Source organism: Variovorax sp. ZS18.2.2 (assembly GCF_024701975.1).
Taxonomy (GTDB): Bacteria; Pseudomonadota; Gammaproteobacteria; order Burkholderiales; family Burkholderiaceae_C; genus Variovorax.
Genome location: NZ_JANLNM010000012.1, coordinates 125,505 through 143,225, shown reverse-complemented (window position 1 = coordinate 143,225; position 17,721 = coordinate 125,505). Strand labels below are relative to the sequence as shown.

Genomic DNA, 17,721 nt, shown 5'->3' with positions numbered 1-17,721 from the left:
ACGGGCTGATCGAGCAGGTCGGCACGCCCCTGGAGCTGTACGACCGCCCGGCCAACCAGTTCGTCGCGCAGTTCATCGGCATGCCGTCGATGAACATGGTGTCGGCGAGCGCGATTCCGAGTTTCTCCGCAGCCACCGGCGGCCGTCTGCCGAACGACGGCTTCCTCGGCGTGCGGCCCGAAGGCCTGCGCGTGCACCCGAAGCAGGGCGCGCCGGTGTCAGACGTGCTGGGCCGCGTGGAGCTGATCGAGGCGCTGGGCGCGGACACGCTGATCCACGTCGACGTGGGCGGCGTGCCGCTTATCGCGCGGCAGAACGACCGCACGCCCCTGCAGGCGGGCGACGACGTGGCGGTCGAGCTCGACCCGTCGGTGCTGCATCTCTTCAACCGCGAAGGCCGTTCGGTCTCCGCCTGATTTCTTCCTCTTCTTTTTCGGACATTTCCCGTGACTCTCGCAGCAGCGTCTACCGCGCACACACCACCGGCTCCTTCGGAGTTCACGGTGCTTCACCTGGGCCTGGGTTCGTTCCACCGCGCCCACCAGGCCGTCTACCTGCAGCGGCTGATCGAGGCGGGCGACACCCGCTGGTCGCTCTCGGGTGCCAACATCCGGCCCGACATGGCCGAGGTCGTCGCGGCGCTGCGGGCGCAGGGCGGGCGCTACACGCTCGAGACCGTGTCGCCCGCGGGCGAGTACCGCTACGAGCAGATCGAGGCGATCCGCGAGGTGCTGCCCTACGAGCCCTCGCTGGCCGCGGTGATCGCGCGCGGCGCGGCGCCTTCGACGCGCATCGTCTCGTTCACCGTGACCGAGGCGGGCTACTACCTCGATGCGAAGGACAACAAGCTCGACCTGTCGTTCGCTGATCTCGCCGCTGACATCGAACGCGCGCGGCGCGGCGAGGCCGGGGAGACCATCTACGGCGCGGTGTGCGCGATCCTGCGCGCGCGCAAGGCGGCGGGCGCGGGGCCGGTCACGCTGCTGAACTGCGACAACCTCCGCCACAACGGCGACCGCTTCCATGGCGGCCTGCTGGAATTCATCGAGCGCGCGGGCGATGCCGACCTCCTGGCCTGGACCGTCGCCAACACCCGCTGCCCGAATGCAATGGTCGACCGCATCACACCGCGCCCGCCACCCGAGTTGCGCGCGCGCGTGCTCGCAGCGACAGGCCGCGACGACGCCGCGCCGATCACGGGCGAGAGCTTCATCCAGTGGGTCATCGAAGACAACTTCATCGCCGGGCGGCCCGACTGGGGGCGCGTGGGCGTGGAGCTGGTCGAATCGGTGCAGCCGTATGAAGAGGCCAAGATCCGCATCCTCAATGCGACGCACAGCTGCATTGCGTGGGCCGGCACGCTGATCGGGCTCGAGTTCATCCACGAAGGCACGCACGACGCAGCCATCCGCAAGATGGCCCACGACTATGTGACCGACGACGTGATTCCGTGCCTGAGCCCCAGCCCCATCGACCTCGCGGCGTATCGCGACGTGGTGCTCGACCGCTTCGGCAACCCCGCGATCCGCGACACCAACCAGCGCGTGGCGGCGGACGGCTTCTCGAAGATCCCGGGCTTCATCGCGCCGACCGTGCGCGAGCGCCTGGCGGCGGGGCAGGGCATCGACAGCGTGGCGATGCTGCCGGCGCTGTTCCTCGCCTTCCTGCAGCGCTGGCATCGTGGCGCGCTGCCGTACGCCTACCAGGACCAGGGCATGGACGAGGCGGTGGCGCACGCGATCTGCGATGCGGCCGATGCGGTCGCGGCACTGTGCGCCGACGCGGGCTTGTGGGGCAACCTCGCGGGCGATGCGCGGCTGGTCGAAGCGGTTCGCAAGGCCAGCGCGCGTGTCGTGCGCTTCGTCGAAGGCGACGTGAAATGACGAACGGCCGCCTGCAGGACCGCCATGTGCTGCTGACCGGTGCGGGCGGCGGCATCGGTCTTGCGGTGGCCGAGGCCTGCATCGCCGAGGGCGCGCGCTGCAGCGTGATCGACCGTGCGGGCAGTGCGCCGGAGGCTGTGCGCGCGGTGCAGCAGCGGTATCCCAATCGCCTTGTCTACATCGCGGCGGACGTCACGCGCACGCAAGACATTCAACGTTTGCTGGCCGAAGCGCTTGGCGCCTTCGGCCCCGTGCACACGCTCTTCAACAACGCGGCCGTGTTCGACCTCGCGCCGCTGCTCGACAGCGACGAGGCCTCGTTCGACAAGCTCTTCGCCGTCAACGTGAAGGGCATGTTCTTCGTGATGCAGGCGGTGCTGCGCCACATGGTCGAGGCCGGCACCGAGGGCGCGTCGGTCATCAACATGGCCTCGCAGGCGGGGCGCCGCGGCGAGGCGCTGGTGTCGCACTACTGCGCGACCAAGGCAGCCGTCATCAGCTACACGCAGAGCGCCGCGCTGGCCATGGCGCCGCACGGCATCCGCGTCAACGGCATTGCGCCGGGCGTGGTCGATACGCCGATGTGGGACCATGTCGACAGCCTGTTCGCCAAGGCCGAAGGGTTGCCACTCGGAGAGAAGAAGCGGCGTGTGGGGCTCGAAGTGCCGCTGGGGCGCATGGGCATGCCCGCCGACATCGTCGGGGCGGCGGTGTTCCTTGCCAGCGACGAGGCGCGCTACATCACGGCGCAGACGTTGAACGTCGATGGCGGCAACGTCATGAGCTGAGATGAAGCCGGATAAGAAAGTATCGGGACGAATCCCTTTTGCGCGGTGAATCGCACCCGGCTCGGTGAGAAGATCCGTTTCCTTTGCAGCACGCGGTCCATGAACGAAGATTTCCATCTCTACCTCGACAGCGCCGACCTGACCGAACTGCGGACCTGCCTGCCGCACCCGGTGGTCCATGGCGTGACGACCAATCCGACGCTGCTCAAGCGCGCGGGTGTCGGTCGCGGCGAGGTGCCCGGCCTGCTGAAGCGCTGTCTCGACCTGGGCGCTCGGCAGGTGCAGGCGCAGGTGTATTCGAGCGAGGTCGACGGCATGCTCGAAGACGCGCGGGTGCTGCTCTCGCATTTCGACCGCGGCCAGCTGGTCGTGAAGGTTCCCGCCACGCGCCAGGGCCTCGATGCCGGCGCGCGGCTCATTGCCGAGGGCGTGCCCGTGACCTGGACGGCCGTGTACGCCCCCGAGCAGGCGCACTTCGCGGCGCAGCTGGGCGCGGCCTATGCGGCGCCGTACCTCGGGCGGCTCGAAGACGCCGGTGTCGACGGGCTGGGGCTGATCGCGCAGATGCAGTCGCTGGTCGCGCAGCGGCCTTCGTCGGGCACGCGCCTGCTGGTGGCGAGCATCCGGTCGCGCGAGGCGTACCTGTCGCTGCTGGCGCTGGGTGTCGGCGCCATCACGATCCCGCCGCGCCTTTTTGCCGAATTGCTGGACCATCCGGCCACACTGGCCGCCGAGCGCGGCTTCCTGGCCGATGCCAGTGACCTGACTTGACCCCACGAGATTCAAGAACCATGCGAATTGCACTCACGGGCGAAGCCCTGATCGATTTCACCGCCAGCGAGGCGGGCACCCTGGCGTTCCTCGGCCACGAGGGCGGCTCACCGCTCAACACGGCCGTGGCCTGTGCGCGCCTAGGGGTGCACACCGGCTTTCTCACGCAGCTGTCGACCGACCTGTTCGGCGAACGGTTGATGGGCTTCCTGGCAGGCAACGGCGTGGACACCAGCTTCATCCTGCGCAGCAACGCGCCTTCGACGCTGGCCTTTGTCGAGCGCACGCCGCAGACGAATCGCTACGCGTTCTACACGCGCGGCAGCGCCGATGCGACATGGTCGCCCGAGCCGCTGCCGCAGCTGCCGGCGGACTGCCGTTTCCTGCATTTCGGCTCGATCTCGCTGCTGCAGGAACCGGCTTCGACGCGCATCGCCGACCTCATCACCGCCAACGCCGGGCGCTGCGTGATCGTGTTCGACCCCAACGTGCGGCCGAGCCTGATCCCGGACATGGCCGCATTCCGCAACCGCGTGACGAACTGGCTGACGATGGCCGACCTGGTCAAGCTCAGCGACGAAGACGCCGAACTGCTCGCACCCGGCCAGCCGGTCGACGCACTGGCCGCGGACTGCCTGAAGGCCGGCGCGCGCGCGGTGATCGTCACGCGCGGCGGCGCGGGTGCCACGCTCTGGCGCACGGGGCACGCGCCGCTCACCGTGGCGGCACCGCGCGTCACCGTGGTCGACACCATCGGCGCGGGCGACACCTTCACGGCGGGGCTTTCGGTGTCGCTGCTCGCGCATGGCGTCGAGCACCCGGCCCAGCTCGGCGAACTGAGCGACGAAGCCTGGACCGAAGTGATGCGCTTCGCCGCCACCGCCGCCGCCCTGAACTGCACCCGCGAAGGCGCGGACCCACCCACCCTGGAAGCCGTTCACAACGCGCTGGCCCAGGCGGACAATTGAGGCTGCTTCCAGGTCTTGCCTTCCTGCTGCCATGACGACGTCCACACGCAAACGTTCGGTCCCCCGTCAGCGCCAACCCGAGCTGGAGCGCGACTTTGCGCGCTCGCCCTCGCTGGGCTACGAGGCGGCCGAAGAAACCGGCCTGGTGCGCTGTCTCGCGCACGGTTTTCCGAGTCCGCTGGTGCGATGGCACTTCCATGAAGACTACGAGCTGCACCTGATCACCGAGACCTCGGGCAAGGCTTTCATCGGCGACTGGATCGGACCGTTCCAGCCTGGGCACCTCGTGCTCTGCGGGCCGCGGCTGCCGCACAACTGGATCTCGCTCGACGTGCCCGAAGGCGGCGCCGCGGGGCGTGACCGGGTGATCCAGTTCCGCCACGAGCCGATCGAACTGGCCGCGGCCGAGATTCCGGAACTGCGCGAAGTGATGCAACTGCTGGAGCGCGCGCGCCACGGCATCGAGTTCTTCGGCATGTCGCAGGAGGCGCAGACGCACTGGGACAACATCAAGGCCGCGCGCGGTGTGCGCCGGCTCGGCCTGTTCCTGGAGTTCATGGCCGACCTCGCGCAGTGCACCGACTACCGGCTGCTGTCGAGCGTGCAGATGCAGGGCGCGCAGGGCAGCGACGGCGATGCACAGGTCGACCAGATCAACGACGTCGTCAACCGCATCACCAACAACATGGCGGAGCCGATCGCGATGTCGGATGTGGCGGCCGAGCTGGGCATGAGCGAGAGCCGCTTCAGCCGCTTCTTCCGGCGCTCGACCGGCAACAGCTTCACCGATTTCGTCAACCGCGTGCGCATCAACAGCGCCTGCCACCTGCTGATGCAGACCGACCACTACGTGACGGACATCTGCTATCAGGTCGGCTTCAACAACGTGGCGAATTTCAACCGGCGCTTTCTGGAGATCAAGGGCATGACGCCCAGCGAGTTCCGGCGCCAGGCCGACACCCGCTTCGGCTCGGGTATTTCTTCGTAGTAGTCAGAAAAGCAGGGAGCTCATTTTGTATTTGGGACTCGACCTCGGCACGTCCGAGCTCAAGGCGCTGTTGCTCGCCGACGATCACCGCATCGTTGCCGTGGCGCGCGCGGCACTCACGGTCAAACGGCCGCATCCGCTCTGGTCGGAGCAGGCACCGAGCCAATGGTGGCAGGCGCTGGAAGAAATCATGGCGGAGTTGCGGGGCTCGCATGGGGATGCGCTGGCCGCCGTGCGGGCCATCGGCCTGTCGGGGCAGATGCACGGCGCCACGCTGCTCGATGCGGCGGGCGAGGTGCTGCGCCCGGCCATCCTCTGGAACGACGGACGCAGCGGTGCGCAGTGCGAGGAACTCACGCGTGCCGTGCCGCGGCTCGGCGAGATCGCGGGCAATCTTGCGATGCCCGGGTTCACCGCGCCCAAGCTCCTGTGGGTGCGCGAGCACGAGCCGGGCATCTTCAAGCGCACGGCACGCGTGCTGCTGCCCAAGGATTGGCTGCGCTTCATGCTCAGCGGCGAGGCGGTCAGCGAGATGTCGGATGCGGCCGGCACGCTGTGGCTCGACGTGGGCGCGCGCGACTGGTCCGACGAACTGCTCGCGGCCACCGGGCTCACGCGCGCCCACATGCCGCGCCTGGTCGAAGGCAGCGAGGTGTCGGCGCAGCTCAAGCCCGAACTGGCGGCGCGTTGGGGCGTGGGCAATGGCGGTGCCGTGCCGATTGCGGGCGGTGCCGGCGACAACGCGGCAAGCGCGGTCGGCATGGGCCTGGTCGAACCGGGGCAGGGGTTCGTCTCGCTCGGTACTTCGGGTGTGGTGTTCGTCTCGACCGACCGCTTTTTGCCGAATCCCGCGCAGGCGATGCATGCCTTCTGCCATGCGCTGCCCCAGCGCTGGCACCAGATGTCGGTGATGCTCTCGGCCGCAAGCGCAGTGAGCTGGGCGGCCAAGGCATTCAAGTTTGCCGACGAATCCGCGCTGCTCGCGGCGGCGGCATCGGTTGCGCCGGCGGACCGGGCGCGCTGCCCGCTGTTCCTGCCGTACCTGTCGGGCGAACGCTCGCCGCACAACAACCCGAATGCGCAGGGCGCGCTGTTCGGCCTCACGCACGCGCACGGCTCCGCAGAGATCGCCTATGCCGTGGTCGAGGGCGTGAGCTTTGGCTTGCGCGACGGCTTCGACACCCTGCGCCTGCCGGCCGACATGCCGCTGCGCGAAGTCGCGCTGGTGGGCGGCGGCGCGCGCAGCATCTGGTGGGGCCAGTTGCTGGCCGACATCTTCCAGGTGCCGCTCACGTTGTATGCGGGCAGCGAGACGGGCGGTGCGCTCGGTGCGGCGCGCCTGGCGTGGCTGGCCGATGGCGGCGCGGTGGCCGAGGTGTGCACGCTGCCGCCGGTCAAGCAGCAACTGGTGCCTTCTTCCGAAGGGGCCGATGGACACAAGACGCGGCATGCGCGCTTCCAGGTGCTGTACATGGCGCTGCGCGATCAGTTTCGATAACCGGCGCGTTCGGACAACGGGACGGCGCTCGTCGGAGCGCCGCGATCTACCAGCGGTAAGTCGCCGTGGCGGACACCTGCCGCAGATCGCCGTAGGAGCAGCCGTTGGCATCGCAACCGCCCAAGTAGGCCTTGTTGGTCAGGTTGCGCAGGTTGAGCGCCAGGCTCCAGCGCTCGAAGTCGTATCCCAGCATCGCATCGAACAGCGTGTAGCCCGGAACCTTGGCCGGTGCCGCGCTGCCTTCGCCATGGGTGGAGCCCGAATAGCGCACACCCAGACCGGCCTTGATGCCATTGGCAAAACGGTAATCGACCCAGAGCGCTACCCGCTGCTTGGCGACCGCATTGGGCTGCGTGCCGATTTCCTTGGGGTTGCTGCTGGCGATCACCTTGTACTGCGGAATCCAGGTGTAGGAGGCCGTCACGTTCATTCGCGGAATCGGCTGGAACAGTGCCTCCAGTTCAAGACCGCGCGACAGGACCTCGCCGGTCTGCTTGGGCTGAACATCCGGGGTGTACGAGATGTAGTTCCTGCGCCGCAGATCGAAGATCGCCGCGCTGTAGCTGCTCTTGGTACCTGGCGGCTGGTAGCGGATGCCCGCTTCGTACTGGCGACCGGTCTCGGGATTGAAGGGGCTCTTCGTGTCCGGATTGATCACCAGCACCGGCGTGAAGGATTCCGAGTAGCCCACGTAGGGTGCCCAGCCGTTGGGCGCCAGGTAGACCAGCCCGGCGCGCTTGGTGAACTTGTGGCTGCGGGTCTTCGTGAATGTGTCGGTCAGGCGGTCCGTCGATTCGGTCTCGGCACTGTCGTAGCGGCCGCCCACCGTCGCAACCCAGTTCTCGCCGAACTTGATCTGGTCCTGCAGATAGATGCCGGTCTGGGTCAATGTGGTGTCGGAGGAGATGAATGGGTCCGGCACGGTGTACGGGCCACCATAGACCGGCGCGAATACGTCGATCGGCGCGAAGCCACCACCGTAGAAGGTTGTCTGATCAAAGCGCGAGCGTTGGTGCTCCAGGCCGATCAGCGTGGTGTGCTGCGTGCCGCCGAGCTGGAACTTGGCTTCGGCCTGGTTGTCGACCACGAATTGCTTTGCCTTTTCCTTGCTGCCGAAGGCCACCCGGTCGAACAGGCGGAAGTTGGCTGGGCTGGCTGGGTTATCGGGGTCGACGGTGATGAATCCGGCGCCTGGCCAGGTCTGCCGCATGTCCACCTTCAACCGTCCATAGCGCAGGTTCTGGCGCACGGTCCAGGTATCGCTGAAGCGGTGTTCGAACTGATAGCCGACCATCCACTGGTCCTGATTGAACCGGTCGAAATCAGGTTCTCCCAGAAAGGTCGAGGCGGAAATCCTGCCGTTCGGATTGGGCAGCAGCGTTCCCTTGACCGGCGCCGCGTTGTAGACCACGCCGGAACGATCGCGCAGGAACTGGGAAAGCAGCGTGAGCTTGGTGTCAGACGACGGACGCCATGTCAGGGACGGTGCGAGATAGGTCCGGTTGTCCTTTTCCTTGGCATCGATCGGCAGGTTGGCATCGCGCACGACGCCGGTGATGCGATAGAGCCACTTCCCTTCATCGTCCAGGGGGCCCGAAAAATCGCCCGAGACCTGGCGCCGCGAGTGGTCGCCGACCTCCACCTTCATTTCGCGCAGCGGCTCGGCCGTCGGACGCTTGCTGGTCTGGTTGATGATGCCGCCCGGGCTGCCCTGGCCGAACAGGACAGAGGCGGGGCCGCGCAGGATGTCGACTCGCTCCAGGCCGTAGTTGTCGGTTCTCCAGAGACCCCAGGTGTTCATGTTGCGCAGCGGCATGCCGTCCAAATAGTTGCCGGGCGTGTAGTTGGTGAAACCCCGCAGCGAAATCCAGTCGAAGCGGCTGTCGGCGCTGTACGCCGACGTGACGCCGGGCGTGTAACCCAGCGCCGTGCCGAGCGTTCGCGCGCCGATGGCGTCCATGCGGTCGGCCGTGACCACCGAGACCGACTGGGGCGTCTCGATGAGCGGCGTGTCGGTCTTGGTGGCGCTGGCACTGCGCCTGGCTACGTACCCGCGGACCGGCCCGTCGACTGTTTCTTCTTCCGCCGTGGCTGCAACCGTCACCGCGGGCAGGGTCGCTTCCGATGTCGGGGCCGGCGCTTCCTTGACGATCACCGCAGCGCCGTCGATCCTGGAGGCCAGCCCGCTGCCCGCGAGCAGTCGGTTCAAGGCCTGCCGCGGCGTCATGGTGCCGGAGACGGCCGGTGCCGTCTTGCCTCTCACCAGCGCATGCTCGACGATCAACTGCATGCGCGTCTGAAGGGCCCAGTCGCCAAGGGCCTGGCTCAGCGGCTTTGCGGCGATGCCGAACTGGAGGGTCGTGTTCGGCAGTTCGGCATCGGCGTGCTGGGCGCGCGACGGTACGGCGGCGAATGCCAGCGCGCAGGCAAGGACGAGCAGCGCGGGGCGCAGCGGGGGGCGGGACATGAAGCGGATCCTCCAGAAGTAAAACGAATGGCTCTTAGCCGTGAAGACGGACTGCCCTCCGGATACCCTAGGTCGGACCTTCAAGAAAATGCGCCCCCACGACAAGCGACGGGTCGCCGGAGAGAACTAACGCGCCAGGACCACTTCCGCGGTGCCGCCTCCCGCCTCTTTCAGTCGAACGGGCAGCGATGCCGGCAGGACGCGCCGAAAGGTCGCCATGTCCCGCGGATCGAAAACGCCGGTGATCTGCAGGGCGGCCACGGTGGGGTCGCGGATCACGAGTTGCAGATCGCGGTACCGGGCCAACTCGGCCAGCGCGCGGTCAAGCCGCAGGTTGTCGAAGCTGACACGGTGCTCACGCCAGGGAGCGGCGCCTGCGCTGGACACGGGAGAGACGGCGGAAAGCACGCCCTGTGTGTTGCTGGAAACCTGTTGCCCGGGCGAGAGGATGACCCCTGAGACTCCTGCGTCCCCAGCCGCATGTCCGACCTGTACCTTGCCTTCCTCCACGGCAATGTGAACGCCATCGTCTCCGGGCATGCTTGGCGTGTGCCGGACGAAGAAGCGGGTGCCGACGACGGTGATGCGAACCGGCCCGGCGAATACGTGGAAGGGGCGTTCGGGATTGCGTTGCACCGAAAAAGCCGCCTGACCCTCCAGCAGCCTGACCTCGCGGCGCTGGCGGTAATAGGCAACTTCCAGTCGTGTCGCGGTATCGAGCCGCAGGCGTGTGCCGTCGGGCATCGGCACCTCCATCTGTTGGCCGCGCTGGGTGGCGAGTGCTTGCGTGAACACCGGCCGGGCCTGCCAGTGGTTCCAGGCGAACAGGCTCGAGCCCGTCATCACGGCTGCGACGACGGCCATGACGCCAACCGGGATCAGAATGCTGCGCCGCGATGGTGTGGTTCGCGTCTCGACCGGTGGACGCCGGAGCTCGGCTGCCGCCAAGCCGGCGCCGGCCGGACTGGTGGCGTCCATGGCTTTGTCGTACGCGAGGCTGCGCTGCAGCAGGTTTCTCGTTTCCTGCGGTATGTCGTCGAAGGCATGCCATTCGCCGTGCCAGCGATCGAACGCCTCGCGATGCGTGACATCGGCGGCGAGCCAGGTCTGGAAGGCCTCTTCCTCCTGGGGACTGAATCCTTCGCTGCGGCGGCGGACAAACCAGTCCAGCGCTTCTTCGCGCGTTCGCGAAGCGTCGGCCGGTGGGGTGGGTGGTTTGCTCATGGAGGCGCTGGTTCTTGTCTGAGTAGACGTACAAGGCGTCGTATACCCTAGGTCGAGGAAGAAGATCCCCGGTTCATTCGTGGCGGGATCGATTCAGTTTCTTGCGCGGAGCATGGGGGCCTGCAGCGTCTTCGCCCGCGGACCGTGCGCGGCAACGCTCACAGGCATCCAGCGCATGCTTGATGTGCTGCTCCACCATCTTGACTGAAATGCCCATGTGCGCGCCGACCTGGGCATATGTAAGGCCTTCGAAGCGGTTGAGCATGAAGGCCTCGCGGCAGCGCGGCGGCAGGTTGTCGATGACCGAGACCAGGGCCGAGACGCCCTGGCGCGAGGCCAGTGCCGTCTCCGGTTCGCAATTGCGGGAGGCGTGCGCTTCGACGGGTTCGACTTGTGCAGGCGGGAGTTCCACGCCGGCGCGGACTTCGCCGTGGCGCTGGTGGTCGATCACGAGATTGCGGGCAGTCTGGTACAGCAGTGCGCGCGGGTCGCCGATGGTCGAGCCCGAAGCCTGGGCCGCGTAGACGCGCGCGTAGCTTTCCTGGGTCATGTCGGCCGCGACACTGCGGTCAGACACTTTTCGGGAAAGAAAGCCCAGCAATTCGCGGTAATAACGCTCGAACACAGCCCGCCGAAGTCCTGAAAGGATGGATCGAATTCAATGGGCAGGCTGGCTTCGACATGGCGTGGCTGACCTGATGCGATTCAGGATCGCAAGGGCGGGGATTATGCTCGCGCCCATAAAAAAGCCCGTCGAAAGACGGGCTTCTTGTTTCGCGAAACACCACGGAGCCGGCTCTGCCGGTCCGCAGGTGTTGCCCCCGGTAGGGGGAGGCGCAGCGGACACGAAGTGCCGCGCAGCCTGGGGGCGAGCGAAATTACATGCCCATGCCGCCCATGCCGCCCATGCCACCCATGTCTGGCATGCCACCGCCGGCGCCGGACTCGTCCTTGGGTGCGTCAGCGACCATGGCTTCGGTCGTCAGCAGCAGCGAGGACACCGAGGCGGCGTTCTGCAGTGCGGTGCGGGTGACCTTCGTCGGGTCCAGGATGCCCAGTTCGAGCATGTCGCCGTACGTGTCGTTCGCAGCGTTGAAGCCGTAGTTGCCGGTGCCGGCCAACACAGCGTTCACCACGACCGAGGCTTCGCCGCCGGCGTTGTTCACGATTTCGCGCAGGGGCGCTTCGATGGCCTTGAGCACCAGCTTGATGCCGGCTTCCTGGTCGGCGTTGTCGCCCTTGACCGAGTCGCCCACAGCTTGCTTGGCACGCAGCAGAGCCACGCCGCCGCCAGCCACGACGCCTTCTTCCACTGCAGCGCGGGTGGCGTGCAGGGCATCTTCGACGCGAGCCTTCTTTTCCTTCATTTCGACTTCGGTGGCAGCGCCAACCTTGATCACTGCAACGCCGCCGGCCAGCTTTGCCACGCGCTCTTGCAGCTTTTCACGGTCGTAGTCGCTGGTCGCTTCTTCGATCTGAACGCGCACTTGCTTCACGCGGGCTTCGATGTCACCAGCAGCGCCAGCGCCGTCGATGATGATCGTGTTTTCCTTGCCCACTTCGATGCGCTTGGCTTGACCCAGGTCGGCCAGCGTCACCTTTTCGAGCGTCAGGCCCACTTCTTCAGCGATGACCTTGCCGCCCGTCAGGATGGCGATGTCTTCGAGCATGGCCTTGCGGCGGTCGCCGAAGCCAGGCGCCTTGACAGCCACAACCTTCAGGATGCCGCGGATCGTGTTCACGACCAGCGTAGCCAGGGCTTCGCCTTCGACTTCTTCGGCAATGATCAGCAGCGGACGGCCAGCCTTGGCGACTTGCTCCAGCACCGGCAGCAGGTCGCGGATGTTGCTGATCTTCTTGTCGAACAGCAGCACGAAGGGGTTGTCCAACAGCGCCGATTGCTTCTCGGGGTTGTTGATGAAGTAGGGCGACAGGTAGCCGCGGTCGAACTGCATGCCTTCGACGACGTCGAGTTCGCTGTCCAGCGACTTGCCGTCTTCCACGGTGATCACGCCTTCCTTGCCGACCTTGTCCATCGCGTCAGCGATGAGCTTGCCGATGGTTTCGTCGCTGTTGGCCGAAATGGAGCCGACTTGCGCGATTTCCTTGGAGGTGGTGGTGGGCTTGGAAGCCTTCTTCAGCTCGGCGACCAGGGCCGTCACGGCCTTGTCGATGCCGCGCTTCAGGTCCATCGGGTTCATGCCAGCAGCCACCAGCTTGAAACCTTCGCGAACGATGGCTTGGGCCAGCACGGTCGCGGTGGTGGTGCCGTCACCGGCGTTGTCCGAAGTCTTGGAGGCCACTTCCTTCACGAGCTGGGCGCCCATGTTCTGGAGCTTGTCCTTGAGTTCGATTTCCTTGGCGACCGACACACCGTCCTTGGTCACGGTGGGGGCGCCGAACGAGCGTTCGAGCACCACGTTGCGGCCCTTGGGGCCCAGGGTCACTTTGACTGCGTTGGCCAGGATGTTGACACCCTCGACCATGCGTGCGCGGGCTTCTCCGCCGAAGACTACGTCTTTTGCTGCCATGATGAATTGACTCCGAATGGATTGGATTGAATGAATCGAAAGGGAGAAGGCTTACTTCTCGACGACTGCGAACAGGTCGTCTTCCTTCATCACGAGCAGTTCGTCGCCATCGACCTTGACGGTCTGGCCGCTGTACTTGCCGAACAGGACGCGGTCGCCGACCTTGACGGTCAGCGCGGTCAGTTCGCCCTTGTCGGTGCGCTTGCCCGGGCCCACGGCCAGGACTTCGCCCTGATCGGGCTTTTCAGCGGCTGCGTCGGGGATGACGATGCCAGAGGCGGTCTTGGTTTCGCTGTCGATACGCTTGACGATCACGCGATCGGCCAAAGGACGAAGTTTCATTGCATCTCCTGGATATGGATAAGAAACGGGTTTGTGGTCGGGCGCCGGACCCGGAGGTTGGCGACCCATCGACTGGGAGCGAGGGCTGTTAGCACTCATCATCAGCGAGTGCTAATCATAAGGGCAATCCGTGGCCTTTCAAGGCCTGGGGGTTGCTGGTGTCGGTTCTCAGCTAAATCTGAACTCTTCTCAGCTAACTCGGAACTGCACGACCGTTCGTTTAGGTCTTGAGCGGTCGCAAGCCTCGACGCGCCGGTTGTCATCGCGCAGACTTGCGCCCACCTGCAGCGAGCAGCTGCTGCAGGCCGCCCCATCCGCTGGCCCGGCGGGTCCCCTGTCCGCTTTTTTTGCGCCACCTCATGACCGATCCGAATGACGACGCGCTCGACTTCGAGCCCAGTAAGACCCCTGCAGAGTTTGCGGGGCAGAAACTCTTCATCCAGGGCAATGATCGAGCCAACATGGCGATGCTCGGCTGGATACCCTTCCCCTGGGATCTATATGCAGCCGGCTATAAGGAGGCGGCCGATGCGCTCCTGCGCGCGCTCACGGCTCGCCAGGCCAGCCTGGACAGCGTGGTCTACCCCTTGGTCTTCCTCTACCGCCAAGGGTTGGAGCTGAAGCTCAAACTCATGCTGCAGCAGGCTCGGCACCTGGCCAATAAACCCGAGACCTCGGACACTCACCACAAGTTGATGCCGATGTGGCGTGAGCTACGCCAGTTGCTCGAGCTGATAGACCCCCGCCCCGGCGACAAAGAAGTCCCCGCCATCGAGGATTTCATCAGCCAGCTGGATAGCGTCGATCCGCTGTCGTTCGCCTTCCGGTACCCAACGAACAAGAAGGGGGAGGTCTCCCTGCCCGGCCTTCACCACGTCAATGTGCGGCACCTCGGGGAGATCATGGACAGCGTGTTCTTCATGCTCAACGGCATCTATTCCTATCTCGGGGAGATGAACCAGGATCGCGACATTTATTGACCCCAGGCCATGCTGGTCGCCGCTATCAGCGCTTGCGCGGCACTGGTTGCCAGTCGTTGAACTTCATGTGAACAAAATCCAATCGCAGTCTAGAACTTCGGAGCCGGCGCCTTTTCGCAAAACAGGGTCACCGGATATGACCAAGCGCCCCTTCCCATTTGTGTATAGGCGCCGTTCAAACGACTGATCGACAGGTCGTATGGCTCCACGTGCCCTTTAGCATCCCTCAGCTGCTGGCTGAGATGTTCGGCCAGACCGTTGCAACGACCGGTTGAATCGGTAACTGGCAGCAGCCGCACAGTTTTTGCGACTGGTCGCCAGCTCAGGCTGGAGGTCGACCCGAGCGAGGCTTTGCACCGCTATTCAAGGACCCTGAGCCCACTCGCTTGCAACATAATGTTTTTTCCCGCAGGGTGACCGTTCTTAGAAATACCGAAAGATAAGACTTCAGGCGCACGGCATTGACACCTATGGCATTTGGCCTCCCGTAGCTTCTCAAACACCGGAGTCGGAAGTGACGATCCTCAGTGAAATCCAGAAATGGGCCGAAAAACTGCCTGCTTGGCAGCAGCATGCGGTAGCCGTGCTCTACGAGCGGCCCACACCGTCGGCCGATGACCTCGAGGACATCCTCGCGCTGCTTCAGGACTCTCACGGAATATCCGACCTTATGGGTCGCGAGGCTCGCAAGCTCACCAAGGAGCAGGTTGCCGCGCCCCAAGCCGGCCAGCCCCTCGTCCAGCTCGCCGCAATCAAGAACCTTCAGTACGTCAACGCGCTAGCACCCGGAAAGACGCTCCCCCTTGCCTCCATCGGGCTGACCAACATCTATGGTGACAACGGCGTTGGTAAGTCTGGGTACACCCGCGTACTCAAGAAGGCTTGCCGCGCGCGCGACCAATCGGAGCAGATTCGCCCCAACGCCTACAAGCACCCGGTCCTCGCAGAAGCCGCGACCGCTGTTTTCGACGTCCTCGTTGACGGCGAAGTGACCGAGTACCAATGGACTGACGGCAAGACTTCGCCGTCTGAACTCTCCAGCATTGCGATTTTTGACGCACGATGTGCCCGCGCGTATGTTGATAACCAAGGCGACTTTTCCTATGTTCCCTATGGCCTCGACATCCTGGAGGGCCTTGCCAAGGTATGCGCTTGGCTAAAAGAGCGTATCCAGCAAGAACAGCGCGCGGCCAAGCCCAGCGTGGAACCGTTCGCTAGGCTTGCCCTCAGCCCTACCCAGGCAGGCCTTCTTGCAAAAAGCCTGTCCGCCAAGACCAGCAAGGAAGACATCGAGCGTCTGGCGACCCTGTCGGAACAGGACTTGGCGCAGCTCGAAAGTCTCACCAAAATCCTGGGCGAAGCCGATCCCATGCGACGCGCTACCGAATTGCGCGTCAAAGCCACTCGTGTTGAGGCATTGACGCAACGACTCGACGCCGCTGTAGCCATCGTTGCACAGCCCAAGATCGACAGTCTCCGTATCTTGGTCGACAAGTCCAACCAAGCAAAGGGCGTCGCCCAAACTGTGGCGCAGCGCTTCAAGGAGATGGACACCCTCGAAGGTACGGGCGATGACCCGTGGTTGGAGATGTTCAAGGCGGCCCGCCAGTTCTGCGCAACCTCCCACACCGTTCGAGCCTTCCCGCGCCTTGCCGACGATGTTCGGTGTCCGCTCTGCCAGAACCCGATCGGTGAGGTGGGCGCTGCTCGCCTGCTTGCCTTCGACGAGTTCATCGAAGGCGAAGCCACAAGGGCCGCAGAGAAGGCCCGGAAGGAGGCGATTGCAGCCTTCAAGGCCGTTGTGGACGCTCCGCTTGACCTCAATTTTGATGAGAGCCTAGCCCACGACTTTGAGGCCAACCCCGAGCTGGTGGCCGCTTGCAGAACCTTCCAGAAGGCGCTGAGGGATCGCCGTGACGCCGTTCGTGAAGCCGCCAAGGCTGACTCTGGTATGACTTGGGACCGGATTCCTGAAGTCCCGGCTACCCCCCGCAGTACGCTCAGTCTGATTGCTGTCGGCTGGCGCGAGGCAGCACTCAAGCTCGATCAGTCCCAGGATGCCGCCGCCCGGGCCAAGATGGAAAAGGACCTGGCGGAGCTTCAAGCTCGACGCCAGCTGTCTGATCTCAAGACTGTGGCACTTCAAGCCGTCGACCGCTTCATCCTGAGCACGAAGCTCGCCGAGTGCCTTACTGCGACCAGCACGACGGCTATCTCGCGCAAGTCGACCGAACTGACCAGTACCATGGCCACCGAGGAGGTCGCCGCAATATTGAGCGAAGAACTTTTGGCGCTTGGTGTGAACAGCATTAGCGTCGCCATGCAGCCCTCCTCTACCAAGGCCAAGACCACGTTCAAGCTCGTCCTGAAGTCCGAGAGTGGCGCTGTTCCCCAGGATATTTTGAGCGAAGGCGAGCAGCGCGCCATTGCCATTGCTGCCTTCCTTGCCGAAGTCAAGCTCAGTAAAGGGAAGGGTGGCATCGTCTTCGATGACCCCGTCTCCTCGCTCGATCACGCTCGTCGGGAGCGCGTTGCTCGACGCATCGCGGCCGAGGCTCAAGAACGGCAGGTTGTAGTCTTTACCCACGACATTTTCTTCCTCAATGTGCTCATGTTCGAAGCTGCAGCGCTGGGACTTGTCCCGAAAGCACTCACCCTAAACCAGACGCCCGAAGGATTCGGTGTTGCCGAGGAGGCCTTGCCCTTCGCCGGCGCGAACGTCTCTCAGCGCATTGGCATGTTGCGCAACAAGCAGGTCGAATGTGCGAGAAGGCACAAGGCGGGGGATCAAGCCGGCTACCGTCTCCTCGCCAGGGACCTCTACAACGACCTTCGCATGGCATGGGAGCGAGGTGTTGAGGAGGTCCTGCTCAACGAGGTGGTTTTGCGCTTCCGCAAAGGCGTAGAGACGAACCGTTTGAAGAAGGTGTTTGTCGAGTCAGAAGACGTGACGGCAATCACCGCGGGTATGTCGAAGTGCTCCAACTACACTGGCCACGATGGTGCCCAAGAAGCCAACGTTGCGCCGCCCTCGCCCGAAGAGATGGTGACTGACATCAACGAGTTGGAGGCTTGGCGAAAATCTGTCGTGGCCCGACGTGAGAAGAAGCACTGACCGAAGTTGCGCAGCCGTCGCCTGAAAAATCAGATGTACTCGGGCTCGAGTGCCAGAGTTCGCTGCACGATCGCCGTCGCCATGTTCAATGCTCTCTATCTTTTGGTGGAAGTGGGTCGGGCTTGCCAATCGCGTCTTTGCTGCGAATCCTGCCGCCCTCACCTTT

Annotated in this window: 14 protein-coding genes; 9 read left to right on the top strand and 5 right to left on the bottom strand. The window is 64.8% G+C overall.

Features of this window, described 5'->3' with window-relative positions; genetic code table 11:
• From NU688_RS31575 to xylB, 7 genes are all read left to right on the top strand, one after another.
• The coding region (locus tag NU688_RS31575; protein ID WP_257864826.1) for a TOBE domain-containing protein at positions 1-416 on the top strand (416 nt) is incomplete at its 5' end.
• An 87-nt stretch (positions 417-503) separates the two neighbouring features.
• On the top strand, positions 504-1,883 hold the full coding sequence (gene dalD / locus NU688_RS31570; protein WP_257864831.1) for a D-arabinitol 4-dehydrogenase: 1,380 nt from the start codon (positions 504-506) through the stop codon (positions 1,881-1,883).
• Entirely contained in the window at positions 1,880-2,671 is a 792-nt protein-coding gene (locus tag NU688_RS31565; protein WP_257864825.1) for an L-iditol 2-dehydrogenase, read from the top strand. The genes dalD and NU688_RS31565 overlap by 4 nt, the downstream gene beginning before the upstream one ends.
• A 99-nt stretch (positions 2,672-2,770) precedes the next feature.
• The gene (locus NU688_RS31560) at positions 2,771-3,442 is read left to right on the top strand and encodes a transaldolase family protein (RefSeq protein ID WP_257864823.1); all 672 of its coding nucleotides are present in this window, start codon (positions 2,771-2,773) and stop codon (positions 3,440-3,442) included.
• Between the two features lie 20 nt (positions 3,443-3,462).
• Entirely contained in the window at positions 3,463-4,410 is a 948-nt protein-coding gene (locus tag NU688_RS31555) for a carbohydrate kinase (RefSeq protein ID WP_257864822.1), read from the top strand.
• Between the two features lie 31 nt (positions 4,411-4,441).
• Positions 4,442-5,398 carry an AraC family transcriptional regulator gene (locus NU688_RS31550; protein ID WP_257864821.1) on the top strand — a complete coding sequence of 319 codons (957 nt, stop codon included), beginning with the start codon at positions 4,442-4,444 and terminating at the stop codon, positions 5,396-5,398.
• A 25-nt stretch (positions 5,399-5,423) separates the two neighbouring features.
• On the top strand, positions 5,424-6,896 hold the full coding sequence (gene xylB / locus NU688_RS31545) for a xylulokinase (RefSeq protein ID WP_257864820.1): 1,473 nt from the start codon (positions 5,424-5,426) through the stop codon (positions 6,894-6,896).
• A 46-nt stretch (positions 6,897-6,942) separates the two neighbouring features.
• Here xylB and NU688_RS31540 read toward each other — a convergent pair whose 3' ends face one another.
• The 5 genes from NU688_RS31540 to groES form a co-directional block, all read right to left on the bottom strand.
• Complete coding sequence (locus tag NU688_RS31540) at positions 6,943-9,363, bottom strand: TonB-dependent siderophore receptor (RefSeq protein WP_257864819.1); 2,421 nt, start codon at positions 9,361-9,363, stop codon at positions 6,943-6,945.
• Positions 9,364-9,489: 126 nt separating this feature from the next.
• Positions 9,490-10,587, bottom strand: coding sequence for a FecR domain-containing protein (locus NU688_RS31535; RefSeq protein WP_257864817.1), 1,098 nt, complete (start codon positions 10,585-10,587; stop codon positions 9,490-9,492).
• A 73-nt stretch (positions 10,588-10,660) separates the two neighbouring features.
• Positions 10,661-11,212, bottom strand: coding sequence for a sigma-70 family RNA polymerase sigma factor (locus tag NU688_RS31530; protein ID WP_257864815.1), 552 nt, complete (start codon positions 11,210-11,212; stop codon positions 10,661-10,663).
• 253 nt (positions 11,213-11,465) lie between these two features.
• Entirely contained in the window at positions 11,466-13,118 is a 1,653-nt protein-coding gene (gene groL / locus NU688_RS31525; RefSeq protein WP_013539664.1) for a chaperonin GroEL, read from the bottom strand.
• A 51-nt stretch (positions 13,119-13,169) separates the two neighbouring features.
• Positions 13,170-13,460, bottom strand: coding sequence for a co-chaperone GroES (groES, locus tag NU688_RS31520; protein ID WP_042579050.1), 291 nt, complete (start codon positions 13,458-13,460; stop codon positions 13,170-13,172).
• A gap of 359 nt (positions 13,461-13,819) precedes the next feature.
• Here groES and NU688_RS31515 point away from each other — a divergent pair, with 359 nt between their 5' ends.
• Together NU688_RS31515 and NU688_RS31510 are read left to right on the top strand one after the other, a co-directional pair.
• Positions 13,820-14,440 (top strand): hypothetical protein, encoded by a 621-nt coding sequence (locus NU688_RS31515; protein WP_257864814.1) that lies wholly within the window; start codon positions 13,820-13,822, stop codon positions 14,438-14,440.
• Between the two features lie 514 nt (positions 14,441-14,954).
• Positions 14,955-17,555, top strand: a complete 2,601-nt coding sequence (locus NU688_RS31510; protein WP_257864813.1) for an AAA family ATPase — start codon at positions 14,955-14,957, stop codon at positions 17,553-17,555.
• The last annotated feature ends 166 nt before the right edge of the window (positions 17,556-17,721 follow it).